14 protein-coding genes are annotated in these 12347 nt (G+C 72.2%); 4 read left to right on the forward strand and 10 right to left on the reverse strand.

Features of this window, described 5'->3' with window-relative positions; all coding sequences use genetic code 11:
• Positions 1-21: 21 nt before the first annotated feature.
• From ACRAKH_RS26940 to ACRAKH_RS26950, 3 genes are all read right to left on the reverse strand, one after another.
• Positions 22-1494 carry a potassium/proton antiporter gene (locus ACRAKH_RS26940; protein ID WP_380725301.1) on the reverse strand — a complete coding sequence of 491 codons (1473 nt, stop codon included), beginning with the start codon at positions 1492-1494 and terminating at the stop codon, positions 22-24.
• A 166-nt stretch (positions 1495-1660) separates the two neighbouring features.
• Positions 1661-1948, reverse strand: coding sequence for a DUF167 domain-containing protein (locus ACRAKH_RS26945; protein ID WP_380725293.1), 288 nt, complete (start codon positions 1946-1948; stop codon positions 1661-1663).
• Positions 1941-2489, reverse strand: a complete 549-nt coding sequence (locus ACRAKH_RS26950) for a TetR/AcrR family transcriptional regulator (protein WP_380725291.1) — start codon at positions 2487-2489, stop codon at positions 1941-1943. Before ACRAKH_RS26950 ends, ACRAKH_RS26945 begins: the two co-directional genes overlap by 8 nt.
• A gap of 68 nt (positions 2490-2557) precedes the next feature.
• Here ACRAKH_RS26950 and ACRAKH_RS26955 point away from each other — a divergent pair, with 68 nt between their 5' ends.
• The 3 genes from ACRAKH_RS26955 to ACRAKH_RS26965 all read left to right on the forward strand — a co-directional run bounded on the left by ACRAKH_RS26955 (position 2558) and on the right by ACRAKH_RS26965 (position 4321).
• Entirely contained in the window at positions 2558-3022 is a 465-nt protein-coding gene (locus ACRAKH_RS26955; protein ID WP_380725289.1) for an SRPBCC family protein, read from the forward strand.
• 67 nt (positions 3023-3089) lie between these two features.
• On the forward strand, positions 3090-3656 hold the full coding sequence (locus tag ACRAKH_RS26960; RefSeq protein WP_380725287.1) for an RNA polymerase sigma factor: 567 nt from the start codon (positions 3090-3092) through the stop codon (positions 3654-3656).
• Between the two features lie 98 nt (positions 3657-3754).
• A complete protein-coding gene (locus ACRAKH_RS26965) occupies positions 3755-4321 on the forward strand; it encodes an RNA polymerase sigma factor (protein ID WP_380725299.1) in 567 nt (188 codons plus the stop codon).
• Between the two features lie 69 nt (positions 4322-4390).
• On the opposite strand, the gene ileS is transcribed toward ACRAKH_RS26965, so the two are convergent.
• Positions 4391-7498, reverse strand: coding sequence for an isoleucine--tRNA ligase (gene ileS, locus ACRAKH_RS26970; RefSeq protein ID WP_380725285.1), 3108 nt, complete (start codon positions 7496-7498; stop codon positions 4391-4393).
• 461 nt (positions 7499-7959) lie between these two features.
• Between ileS and ACRAKH_RS26975 the strand changes: the two genes are divergently transcribed.
• Entirely contained in the window at positions 7960-8382 is a 423-nt protein-coding gene (locus ACRAKH_RS26975) for a hypothetical protein (RefSeq protein WP_380725283.1), read from the forward strand.
• 44 nt (positions 8383-8426) lie between these two features.
• On the opposite strand, the gene ACRAKH_RS26980 is transcribed toward ACRAKH_RS26975, so the two are convergent.
• The 6 genes from ACRAKH_RS26980 to pgeF form a co-directional block, all read right to left on the reverse strand.
• Positions 8427-8942, reverse strand: coding sequence for a hypothetical protein (locus tag ACRAKH_RS26980; protein WP_380725281.1), 516 nt, complete (start codon positions 8940-8942; stop codon positions 8427-8429).
• Positions 8943-8970: 28 nt separating this feature from the next.
• On the reverse strand, positions 8971-9786 hold the full coding sequence (gene wag31, locus ACRAKH_RS26985) for a DivIVA-like cell division protein Wag31 (protein ID WP_073899667.1): 816 nt from the start codon (positions 9784-9786) through the stop codon (positions 8971-8973).
• 45 nt (positions 9787-9831) lie between these two features.
• Complete coding sequence (locus tag ACRAKH_RS26990) at positions 9832-10116, reverse strand: YggT family protein (RefSeq protein ID WP_380725279.1); 285 nt, start codon at positions 10114-10116, stop codon at positions 9832-9834.
• A gap of 20 nt (positions 10117-10136) precedes the next feature.
• Positions 10137-10754 carry a cell division protein SepF gene (locus ACRAKH_RS26995; protein ID WP_380725277.1) on the reverse strand — a complete coding sequence of 206 codons (618 nt, stop codon included), beginning with the start codon at positions 10752-10754 and terminating at the stop codon, positions 10137-10139.
• 71 nt (positions 10755-10825) lie between these two features.
• Positions 10826-11524 carry a YggS family pyridoxal phosphate-dependent enzyme gene (locus ACRAKH_RS27000; RefSeq protein WP_447009987.1) on the reverse strand — a complete coding sequence of 233 codons (699 nt, stop codon included), beginning with the start codon at positions 11522-11524 and terminating at the stop codon, positions 10826-10828.
• Between the two features lie 29 nt (positions 11525-11553).
• On the reverse strand, positions 11554-12258 hold the full coding sequence (gene pgeF / locus ACRAKH_RS27005) for a peptidoglycan editing factor PgeF (RefSeq protein WP_380725273.1): 705 nt from the start codon (positions 12256-12258) through the stop codon (positions 11554-11556).
• Positions 12259-12347: the final 89 nt, after the last annotated feature.

Below are 12347 nucleotides of genomic sequence, written 5' to 3' on the forward strand. Positions count from 1 at the left end.
GGAGCACCCCCGCGCACGCCGTCACGGCAGGCCGACGTCGCCCTTCCAGCGGGCGAACCGGCCCGCCCGGTCGACGGCCCGGATGCGCTGCTCGGTCGCCGTGCGCATGGCCTCCGTGCACACCACCAGCAGCTGGTCGTGCTCCTGCAACCGGGTCGTCGGCTGCGGCGTGAAGCCGTTGTCGTCGCGCACCACGAGGCTCACCGACGAACCGGGCGGCAGCCGCAGCTCCGACAGGTACACGCCGTGCAGCTTGGACCCGCGCTGGATGCGGACCTGGAGCAGTTCCGCGCCCAGCTCGTCCAGCGCCGACGAGTCGACCTGCACCTCGTGCGCCTCGCCGGACCTGACCAGCCCCAGCCACTTCGCGAGCCACGGCAGGCTAGTGCCCTGCACCACGGTCAGCAGCACGACCAGCACGAACACCGCGTCGACGAGGTGCTGGGCGTCCGGCACCTGCTGGATGAGCGGGATCAGGGCGAACACGATCGGCACCGCGCCGCGCAGCCCGGACCACGAGATGAACACCTGTTCCCGCCAGGGCACCCGGAACGGCAGCGCCGCGCACAGCACCGACAGGGGCCGGGCGAACAGGACCAGCACGGCGCCCGCGACCAGGGCGGGCACCAGGGCGTCCAGCAGCCGTCCGGGGGAGGCGTACAGGCCGAGCAGCACGAACAGGCCGATCTGGGCGATCCAGCCGAGCCCCTCGGCGAACGACAGCGTGTCCGCCCGGTGCGGCAGGCGGGCGTTGCCGAGCACCAGCGCGGCGATGTAGACGGCGAGGAAGCCGGACGCGTGCGCGAGGTCGCCCACGGTGTAGGCGAGCAGGCACACCGCGACCGTGGCCAGCGGGTACAGGCCGGTGGCGGGCAGCGCGGCCCGGCGCAGCCCGACCCCGCCGAGCCACCCGAGCACGATGCCGATCACACCGCCGGCGACCAGCTCGTAGGCCATCAGCAGCGGCGCGGTCCACGTGATGGGGTCGGGGGCGGCGAGCAGCACGACGGCGATGTACACCGGCGCGTCGTTGATGCCGGACTCCAGCTCCAGCGCGCCGATGAGCCGCTTGCCCACGCCCACCCCGCGCAGCACGCTGAACACGGCCGCCGCGTCGGTGGACGACAGCACCGCGCCCCAGAGCAGGGCGGTGCGCCAGTCCATGTCGAGCAGGAAGTGCAGCGCGAACCCGGTGACGGCGATGCTCACGCCGACCGACACCGTGGACAGCGCGATGCCCAAGCCCAGCGCGGGTTTCACCGCGCTCCACCGGGTGGTGAGACCGCCCTCGGTGAGGATCAGGACGAGCGCGGCGGTGCCGAGCGACCGGGTCAGGTCGGCGTCCTCGAACTGGATGCCGACGACCGCCTCGCCGAGCAGCACGCCGATGCCGAGGTACAGCAGGAGGGACGGCAGTCCGAGCCGGATCGACACCCTGACCGCGATCACCGAGAGCAAGAGGACCGCGGCGGCGATGCCGAGGAAGCCCGTCACACCACCCACTCGACCTCCACACCGTCGTACTTCGCGGTCACTCGACGGAGGTCATTCTCCCCGGTGATACCGAAATGGACGAATCCGGCATCACACGCAGCGTCACCGAACAGGCGTCGCGGTCGTGAACGACACCCGTGCGGACGCCGTGCCGCACGGCCTCCGCTCAGCCGTCCAGCAGGCGCGCGAGGACGTCGCCGGCGTCGGCCGGGGCGGGCTCGACCCGCACGACCTTGTCCCGCCCGCGCTCCCCCGCGACCACCTCGACGTCCTGCTTCCGCACGCCGAACGCCTGGGCCAGCGCCTTGCGCACGGCCTCGTTCGCCTTGCCCTCCACGGCGGGCGCGGCGACGGCGACGACCAGCGCGCCGTCACCCCACCGACCGCCGACGGCCTCCCGCTTCGCGCCCGGCTTGACCCGCACCGCGAACCGGAACGCCGACCGGTCAGCCACGGCTCATCACGACGGCCAGCGTGTCCTCCAGCAACGCCCGCCGCGCCCGCACCAGGTTCGGCGTGGACGACAGCAGCAACGCCTGCCCGAGGTAGACCGAGTACGCCAGCACCGCCCGCTGGTGCGCCGCGCCGGCGTCGAACCCGAGCTCGCCGAACAGCTCCTCCAGGTAGCCGATGCGGCGGTCGGTGACGCGGTCCAGCACGGGCGCCACGGCCGGGTCGTCCTTGGCCGCGAGCATGGCCAGCTCGACCGCGCTGTCCTCGACGTCCTCCAGCACCGTGCCGAACAGCAGGCGCAGCTTCCCGGCCGGGTCGGGCACGGACTCGACGGCCTCGATCACGGCCTCGGTGTGCTCGCGCTCCCACCGTTCCAGGGTGGCCTTGAGCAGGGCTTCCCGGTTGGGGAAGTGCCAGTAGGCGCTGCCCTTGGTCGCGCCGAGCCGCGCGGCCAGGGGTTCCACCGCGACCGCCGCCACCCCGCCCTCGGCGAGCGCCTGCAGGGCCACCCCGGTCCAGTCGTCCCTCGTTCGCCGCGTCACGACTCCATACGCTACCGTACGGTCGTGGACCATACGGACCCGTACGGTCCGGCGTGGAGGAGGTCGTCGTGATCCAGAACGTGCACACCCGCCTGATCCCCGACAGCGCGGGCCTGGTCGACCGGGTCGTCGAGCTGTGGCCGTCCGACCGGTGGCCGGCGCTGGTCCTCGACCGACCGCTGGGCGTCGGCGCGGACGGCGGCCACGGGTTCGTCCGCTACCGCTGCACGGATCACGTGCCCGGTCAGCGGGCCGAGTTCACCTTCGACCCCCGCATCGGCGTGACCGGGACGCACGTCCTCGAAGCCGTCCCCGGCGGGCTGCGGCACACCCTCACCGGCCGCACGAGCGGGCTGATGCGCCTCGGGTGGCCGCTGGCCGTCCGGTGGCTGCACGACGCGCTCATCGAGGACCTGTTCGACAACGCGGCCCACGCCGCCGGCCACCCGCCGGTCCGCCCGCGCAGGTGGTCCCCGTGGGTCCGGCTGCTGCGCGCGGCGGCCAGGAGGAGGAAGGTCGGGCAGGCCGCCTGACGGATTTCCTCCACAACCCGCGGTCTCGTCCGTCTACCCGGTACCGGGACCACAGGGGGGAGGGTTCGTGACGCCGGACGACCCCGACGACGAGGACCACGCCGCCACGTTCAGCGACTTCTACCACCGGGAACGCACTCGGCTGTTCCGGTTCGCCGCGGTGGTGTCGCCGCACCTGGACCACGAGTCCGCGGTGCAGGAGGCGTTCGTCAGCGCGTGGCGGAACTGGCCGGTGATCGCCGCGCCGTCGCGGCGTGCTTGGCTGGTGCGGACGATCCGCAACCTGCTGGTGGACCAGGCCCGCCGGCGGGAGCGGCCGGGCGACGTGACCGACGAGGCCACCGTCCGGCAGCGCGGCACGTACCGGATCCTGCTGCCCCGGCAGCGGGACGCCGAGACGTGGCACGAGCTGATCAGCACGCTGGCCGCCGTCGTCGACCTGCCGGACCACCTGCGCACCGCGCTGGTGCTGCGGTTCTGGGACTTCGACGACGACGAGATCGCCGACGTGCTGGGCTGCCGCCGCGCGTCCGTCCGCCGGTACGTGGCGGAGGCGCGGGCGCGGGTCAGCGCGCGGGTCGGCAACCAGGAGCGACGGGTGCGGGGCTCCCAGCGCGGGAAGGAGACGTCGTGACGGACGAGCTGGACCCCCGGCTGGACCACCTGCGGGCCGAGCTGGCCGAAGCGATCCCGGAGGACCCCGGCGCGGACGACCTCGGCGTGGCGGCGATCATGGCGCAGGCCGCGCCGCACGACCGCCAGGCCGCCCTCGTGGTCGCCGCGCGGGCGGGCTCGCGGGCCGCGCTGGACTCCCTGGTCGCCGAGCTGACACCGCTGGTGTGGCACGTGGCGCGCGGCAACGGCCTCGACCAGGCCACCGCCGAGGACGTCGTGCAGACCGTGTGGCTGAGCCTGCTGCGCCACCTCGACCGCCTGCACGAGCCGCGCGCGGTGGCGGGCTGGCTCATCGTCGCCACCCGCCGCGAGTCGCAGCGGGCCTGGCGGGAGCGCCACGGCCGGCCCGCGCTGTCCACCGACTCCGCCCTCGACATGCCCGACGACCGCTGGCTGCCGGAGCCGGAGGCGCTGCGAGACGACCGCGACCGCCGCCTCTGGCAGGCGTTCAACGCGCTGCCCCGCCGCTGCCAGGAGGTGCTGCGCCTCACCGTCCTGGCGGGCCGGGCCGAGTACCGGGCCGTCTCCGAGGCCCTCGCCATGCCGCACGGCTCGATCGGCCCCACCAGGGGCCGCTGCCTGAACCAGCTGAAGGCCCGGCTGGAGCAGGACGACGTCCGCTGACGCGCCGGAACCGGCGCGAACCCGACCTCGCCGGGGTCGCGGGCGGTGGCCCGCGACCCCGGCGAGGGGTCAGACCCGGGCGACCGCGACCCGGACCTTCTGCCCGTCACCGACCACGCCGTCCGACCCCTCGGCGACATCGCCGTAGGAGACCGACCCGGTGAGCGTCTCGTCCTTCACGAACGCCTCGAACCGGCGCACGGCCGCCTCGACCTCCGCGGGCAGCTGCGCGGTCAGCGCGATCCGGTCCGACACGTCCAGACCGGCGTCCTTCCGCGCCTGCTGCACCACGCGCACCAGGTCGCGCGCGACGCCCTCGGCGGCCAGCTCCTCCGTCACCGCGGTGTCCAGCACGACCAGCCCGCCGCCGTTCGGCAGCGCCGCCGTCGCGCCCTGGTCGGTGGCGACGAGCCGCTGCTCGTACTCCTCCGGGAACAGCTCGACCCCGGCGGCCACGACGCGACCGTCCACCTCCTGCCAGTCACCGGCCTTCACGGCCTTGATGACCTTCTGCACGTCCGGCCCGAGCCGCGGCCCGGCGACCCGCGCGTTGACCGCCAGCTGGAAGTGGCCGTGCGCGTCCACGTCCGAGGTCAGCTCGACCTCCTTGACGTTCACCTCGTCCCGCAGGATCTCGGTGAACCCCTCCAGCTGGGCCACGTCCGCGGACGCGATCACGAGCTTCGCCAGCGGCAGCCGCACCCGCAGCTTGTTCGACTTCCGCAGCGACAGCGCCGTGGACGCCACCTGCCGCACCTGGTCCATCGCGGCCACCAGGGCGTCGTCCGCGGGCAGGTCCGGCGCCGACGGGTAGTCGGCCAGGTGCACCGAACGGCCGCCGGTCAGCCCGCGCCACACCGACTCCGCCGTCAACGGCAGCAGCGGCGCGGCGACGCGGCTCACCACCTCCAGCACGGTGTGCAGCGTGTCGATCGCGTCCCGGTCGCCCGCCCAGAACCGGTCGCGCGAGCGGCGCACGTACCAGTTCGTCAGCACCTCCAGGAACTCCCGGATGGACGCGCACGCGCCCGAGACGTCGTAGGCGTCCAGCTGCGCGGTCACCCCGACCACCAGGTCGTGCGCCTTCGCCAGCACGTACCGGTCCAGCACGTGCGACGAGTCGGTCCGCCAGGCGCCCTCCACGCCCTCCGCGTTGGCGTACAGCGCGAGGAAGTACCAGGAGTTCCACAACGGCAGCACGGCCTGCCGCACCGCGTCGCGGATGCCGCGCTCGGTCACCACCAGGTCGCCGCCGCGCAGGATCGGCGACGCCATCAGGAACCACCGCATGGCGTCCGAGCCGTCGCGGTCGAAGACCTCGTTGACCTCCGGGTAGTTCCGGCGCGACTTGGACATCTTCTGGCCGTCGTCGCCCAGCACGATCCCGTGCGCCACGCAGTTGCGGAACGCGGGCCGGTCGAACAGGGCCGTGGCCAGCACGTGCATGGTGTAGAACCAGCCGCGCGTCTGGTTGTTGTACTCGACGATGAAGTCGCCCGGGTAGTGGTCCTCGAACCACTGCGCGTTCTCGAACGGGTAGTGCACCTGCGCGAACGACATCGAGCCGGACTCGAACCAGCAGTCCAGCACCTCGGGCACCCGGCGCATGGTCGAGCTGCCCGTCGGGTCGTCCGGGTTCGGCCGGGTCAGGGCGTCGATGCCGGGCCGGTGCAGGTCGGTCGGGCGCACGCCGAAGTCGCGCTCCAGCTCGTCCAGCGAGCCGTAGACGTCGACCCGCGGGTACGCCGGGTCGTCCGACACCCACACCGGGATCGGCGAGCCCCAGAACCGGTTGCGGGAGATGTTCCAGTCGCGGGCGTTCTCCAGCCACTTGCCGAACTGGCCGTCCTTGACGTGCTCGGGCACCCAGTTGATCTGCTGGTTCAGCTCGACCATGCGGTCCTTGAACCGCGACACCGCGACGAACCACGACGACACCGCGCGCTGGATCAGCGCGTTGTCGCAGCGCCAGCAGTGCGGGTACGGGTGGTCGTAGGTCTCGTGGCGCAGCAGCAGGCCCGCGGCCTTCAGGTCGCGGATGATCGGCTTGTTCGCGTCGAAGACCTGCTGCCCCTCGTACGGCGGCACCTCGGCGGTGAACCGGCCGTGCGCGTCCACGGGCACGACGACCTCGATGCCCGCCGCGTCCGTGACGGCCTTGTCCTCCTCACCGAAGGCGGGGGCGATGTGCACCACGCCCGTGCCGTCCTCGGTGGTGACGTAGTCCGCGGGCAGCACCTGGTGCGCGTTCTCCCGGCCGACGAAGAAGTCGAACGGCGGCGCGTACTTGCGCCCCACCAGGTCGGCGCCCTTGCAGCGGGCCACGACGGTCGGCTCCTCGCCCAGCTCGCGGGCGTACGCGGGCACGCGCGCCTCGGCGAGCAGGTAGCGCTCGCCGTTCGCCTCGACCGTCACGTAGTCCACGTCCGGGTGCACGGCGGCGGCCAGGTTGGACGGCAGCGTCCACGGGGTCGTCGTCCACACCAGGGCCAGCTCGCCGGTCTCCAGGCGCAGGCCCACCGTCACCGCCGGGTCCTGCCGGTCCCGGTACGTGTCGTCCATCTTGGTCTCGGTGTTGGACAGCGGCGTCTCGCAGCGCCAGCAGTACCAGAGCACCCGGAAGCCCTCGTAGACCAGACCCTTGTCCCACAAGGTCTTGAAGGCCCACATGACGCTTTCCATGTAGTCCAGGTCGAGCGTCTTGTAGTCGTTGTCGAAGTCCACCCAGCGGGCCTGCCGGGTCACGTAGTCGCGCCACTGGCCGGTGTACCGGAGCACCGACGTGCGGCACGCCTCGTTGAACTTCTCGATGCCGAAGGCCTCGATCTCGCTCTTGGACGAGAACCCGAGCTGCTTCTCCGCCTCGACCTCGGCGGGCAGGCCGTGGGTGTCCCAGCCGAAGCGGCGCTCGACGTGCTTGCCGCGCATGGTCTGGTAGCGCGGGACTACGTCCTTCACGTACCCGGTGAGCAGGTGGCCGTAGTGCGGCAGGCCGTTCGCGAACGGCGGGCCGTCGTAGAAGACGAACTCGTTCGCCCCGTTGTCCCCCGCCGGACGGGCGTCGATCGACGCCTGGAACGTCCCGTCGGACTTCCAGTAGTCGAGCACACCCTCTTCGAGGGCGGGGAAGGACGGCTGGGAGGGAACGGAACCCTCGCCTGCCTTCGGGTAGGCCATCGTGCTGCTCCTCGCGTGCGTCCAACCGGCTCACGGGGACGACACGCCGAGTCCGGCGCACCGCGGTACCACCCCGCTTGCCAGGGCGCGAAGGCACTGGCCTCTCTTTGCGACGGCTGTGACGGGCCGCACCCGTCCGGTTCTACTGAGGCGCGGCCGGGGCGCGCGCCCGTTCTTCCGGAGGCTCCCCGGTGATGGCCGGATCGACGCCTTGCTACCACCAAGGGTAGCCGAGCCGCGCAAACCCCTTTGAGCAGTTCCCCCCATGCGACGCGCCGGAGCCCGTCGGGAGGCTGGGAGGACCGGTCCCGATCACCGGGTCCGCCCGACCCAGGGGGAACACTCGTGAAGCGAGCGATCGCGCTGTTCTGGCCGCGGCGACCGTGCCCGCACTGGCCGCACCCGCCCTGGCCGCACCCGCACCGGTTCCGGCGCCGCCGGCCGTGGCGCAGGAAGGGCGCGTGGCCACGTTCGAGTTCCACGCCGAAGCCGGGGCGACCCCGGTGGACGGCCGGCAGGGGTTCTGGTCCACCCCGGAGGACGACGTGAGGATCTGGGAGAGCCAGGACGGCCTGCTGAAGTTCGACGAGGACTCGTCCTCGAACCAGCAGCTGATCCGGGTCGAGCTCGCGGCGCCCGGCAACGCGCCGCTGGAGGTCGGTGCCTACACCGACGTGCGGACGCGGGCGACCGCGACCAACCCCGGCCTGGTCGTGATCTCCAACGGCCTGGCCTGCGGCCCGGTGCACGGGGGCTTCACCGTGCACAGCATCGGGCGCGACCCGGTCACGGGTCGGCTGACGGACGTCGACGTCGAGGTGGAGCACCGCTGCGGCGCGCCCGACGCGCCGGCGTTCACCGCGCGCGCGACGCTGAGCAGCTAGGACGCTGAGCAATTAGGGCGCTGAGCAGCTAGGGCGCTGAGCAGCTAGGCGGGCTCCGACTGGTCCGCGGCCCGCTTGCGGGCCGCGAGGCCGGAGTCCGGGCGGCACACCGCGCACGGCGTGAAGCCGAGCTGCCGCGCCTCGGAGACGGGCAGGCCCAGGGACGGCCGCGAAGCCAGCCACGGGCAGTCGGCGAGGTGGTAGCGGGGACGCTCGTCCAGCACCCGGACCTCGTCCGTGAGATCGCTCACGACGAGGGAGTCGGCGGCGTCCGTGTCCTCCTCGTCAGGTTCGACTTCTACCTGATCAGGTGACCTCGGAGCCTCCTCGACCCCCGTCCCGCCGAGTTGATCACCGGCGCTAACCTGGACGTCACCAGCGATGGCACCGGCAGCCCGGGGGCCCGACCGGCGGCGAAGCCACCAGTCGAGCACCAGGACCGCGGCAGCGGCCCCGCTCGCACCCACGGACAACCACGCCCAGAACGTCTGGGCGCTGGTGAGCGCGGGCACGAGCAACCCCAGGGCTGCCAGCACCAACAGCAGGACTACGTAGAGCACGTGCAGCAGACTAGATCAGCAGCGCCGATCAGCCGGCCTCGGCGCGCGCCCCGAAGGAGTACCCACCCTGCTGACGGCCGTCGGACGGCGCGGCAGGACCCCGGTCCTGCAGGTCGCGCAGCGACGATTCGAGCATCGTCTTGAGCCTGGTGCGGTACTCGCGCTCGAACGTCTGAAGCTTGTCGATCTGCTTCTCGAGCGTGTTCTTCTCCTGGGTGATGTTGCCCATCACCTCGGCGTGCTTGCGCTGCGCGTCGCGGTCGAGCGCGCTGGCCTTCTCACGGGCCTGCCGCTCCAACGTCTCGGCGCGGGTTCGCGCGTCGTTCAGCATGGTCTCGGCACGGGTGCGGGCCTCGTTGACCATCGTGTCGGCCTTGGCTCGCGCCTCGGACAACAGCTGCTCGGACTTCGTCCGGGCCTCCGACAGCATCCCGTCGGCCTCGGCCTTGGCCTCGCCGGTGAGCCGGTCCGCCATCTCCTGGGCCAGGCCCAGGACCTTCGCGGCCTGCACGTGGTGGTCACCACCACCGCCGGGCGAGGTCTGCTCCAGCGCCGAGGGGGGCGGCACCGGGGCGAGCCGGCGAGGCTCGTCGACGACGCGGCTCGGGCCGACACCCGCGGCAACCTTCGCCCGGGCGTCCTCGAGGTCGGCACGCGCGGTCTCGACCTGCTGGTCGAGCTGCTCGACCTGCTGGCGCAGGTCGTTGTTCTCCTCGATCAGGCGAGCAAGCTCGCCCTCAACCAGGTCGAGGAACGCGTCCACCTCGTCCTCGTTGTAGCCCCGCTTGCCAATCGGCGGCTTGCTGAACGCGACGTTGTGCACGTCCGCGGGGGTCAACGGCATCAGATCACCTCACGCACTCCTGGGCTGTGGACATCCCTGGTCCCCTCACCTGGGATCGGCTACTCGCATCAGAATGATAACGACCAGCAACAGCACAATAATGGACAAGTCCAGTCCGACGCCCCCGATCCGCACGGTCGGGATGATCCGACGCAGCAGGCGGACCGGGGGATCGGTCACTGTGTAGACGGTCTCAAGCGCCACCGCGACACCGCCCGCAGGCCGCCATCCCCTGGCGAAACTACGGACGAGCTCCACGACGACACGCGCCGTGAGCAGCAGCCAGAACGAGAACAACACGTAGTAGACCACGAGCCAGAGGGCATCCACAGCGTCAACTGTGCCATCACTCAGGCCTGGTTGAGGAACCCGCCCTCCGCGAGCCGCCTCCGGTCCTCCGCCGTCACGTCGATGTTCGGCGGTGAGAGAAGGAACACCTTGTTGGTGACCTTGTCGATCGAGCCGCGCAGCGCGAACGCCAGCCCGGCCGCGAAGTCCACCAGCCGCTTGGCGTCCGCGTCGTCCATGTCGGTGAGGTTCATGATCACCGGCGTGCCGTCGCGGTAGTGCTCGCCGATGGTCCGCGCCTCGTTGTAGCTGCGCGGGTGCAGCGTGGTGATGCGGCCCAGCGGGTGGTTGGCGGGCTCGGCGGCCGCGCGCAGCCGCCCCACCGGCTCACGCGTCGGCTCGACGGCCAGCGCGCCGTGCGTCTCCGGGCTCCACGCGCGACGCGGGCGTGCGGCGCGCTCGGGCTCGAAGTCGTCCGCGTCGTCCAACTCGGCGCGGTAGCCGTTGAAGGAACGGCGACGGGCGGTCCTCTGCTCGGGGTACGGCTCGAACTCCTCGGACTCGGGGTACTCGGACCGGTAGTCCGCGTAGCGCCGGTCGTCGTCGTAGGCGGCCGGGTCGTCGGCGTACTCGGCGGGAACCATCCCGAAGTAGGCCTTCAGCTTGTGAAACCCGCTCATGGCTTGAGCCCTTCCTCCGCCGAGATCCCTACCCGCAAGGACGTCGCGGCCGTCCCAGAGGTTCCAGACAGTTACGGCGAGGCTAGTCTCCGGCTGCCCAGCAACGCTGTTCCGACACGCACGCACGTCGAACCGCACGCAATGGCATCTTCCAGGTCACCGCTCATCCCCGCCGAGATCACGGTGGCATCGGGATGATCGTCCCGCAAGCGGGTTACCGCTTCGTATAGAGCGGCAAACGCCTGCTGTGGAGACATCCCAAGGGGTGCGACGGTCATCACACCCCGCAAAATAAGTTCACTCGACCGTGCTACGTGATCGGCGAGTCGCGGAAGGTCACCGATCGGGTGCCCGCCGCGGCTCTCGTCGCCGTCGATGCTCACCTGGACCAGCACCTCGACGGGCTCGGCGGCGGCCCTGGCGATCGCGTCGGCGAGCCGGGTGGAGTCGACGGTGTCGATCCGGTCGGCCCAGCGGAGGACGGACTTGGCCTTGTTCCGCTGGAGCGAGCCGACCATGTGCCACCGCGCCGGCGCGCCGGGCCGCAGCTCGGCGAACTCGCCCGTCTTCCGGCTCGCCTCCTGGTCCCGGTTCTCGGCGAAGGCGGTGAGCCCGAGGTCGCTGAGGATCGCCACGTCCGCCGCCGGGAACGTCTTGGTGACGGCCAGCAGCTCCACCTCGGCAGGCGAGCGGCCGGCGGCGGCGCACGCCTTGGCGATGCGCTCCCTCACCTCGGCCAGCGACAGGGCGAGTTCTTCCCGGCGGTCCACGTCCACGACTCCGTCCCGTGCGTCCTGGTTCACGGCTCCATCCAGACGACACCCGCGAGGCGACCCGTGCCGGGGTCGCGGCGGTGGCTGAACAGCGTCCTCTCCTCCGCGGTGCACCGCGGGTCGAGCCCGACCTTCGTCACGCCCGCGTCGGCGAGCTGCTGCCAGATGCCCGCGCGCAGGTCCAGCGCGGGCTTGCCGGAGCGGGTCTTCGTCGCGCTGCCGGGCAGGTGCTTCTCGACGTCGTCGCGCATGGCGGCGGGCACCTCGTAGCACTGGCCGCACACGGCCGGGCCGAGCAGCACCTCGATCCGGTCCTTCCGCGCGCCCAGCTCGACCATCCGGTCCAGGGTGGCCGGGACGACGCCGACGCGGGCGCCGACGCGTCCGGCGTGGACGGCGCCGATCACGCCCGCCTCCGGGTCGCCCAGCAGCACGGGGACGCAGTCGGCGGTCAGCACGACCAGCGCCAGGCGCTCCCGCGCCGTCACGACGGCGTCGGTGGCCTCCAGCGGCTCGGTGGTGGGCCCGTCCACCACGGCGACCGTGCGGCCGTGGACCTGTTCCATCCAGACCAGGCGGTCCGGGCTCAGCCCGATGCCCTCGGCGAGGCGTTCCCGGTTGGCGGCGACGGCGGCGGGGTCGTCGCCGACGTGGTCGCCGAGGTTGAAGGAGTCGTACGGCGGTTTCGACACGCCACCTTCGCGGGTGGTCACGACACGGCGGATGCGCACGTGCCCAGCTTTCCAGACGCCCGCGGGTCCGCGTCCGGGCAACACGACGGCGCCGCGCCGTCCCGGGGTGGGACGGCGCGGCGCCGTGT

Source organism: Saccharothrix hoggarensis, from assembly GCF_052936025.1.

Excerpts from the sequence above, each read along its gene's own strand:
- ACRAKH_RS26965 (WP_380725299.1), top strand. The coding sequence starts at position 3,755 with ATGGCGCAGGCCGCGCCGCACGACCGCCAGGCCGCCCTCGTGGTCGCC.
- ileS (WP_380725285.1), bottom strand. The coding sequence starts at position 7,498 with ATGGCCTACCCGAAGGCAGGCGAGGGTTCCGTTCCCTCCCAGCCGTCC.
- wag31 (WP_073899667.1), bottom strand. The coding sequence starts at position 9,786 with ATGCCGTTGACCCCCGCGGACGTGCACAACGTCGCGTTCAGCAAGCCG.
- ACRAKH_RS26995 (WP_380725277.1), bottom strand. The coding sequence starts at position 10,754 with ATGAGCGGGTTTCACAAGCTGAAGGCCTACTTCGGGATGGTTCCCGCC.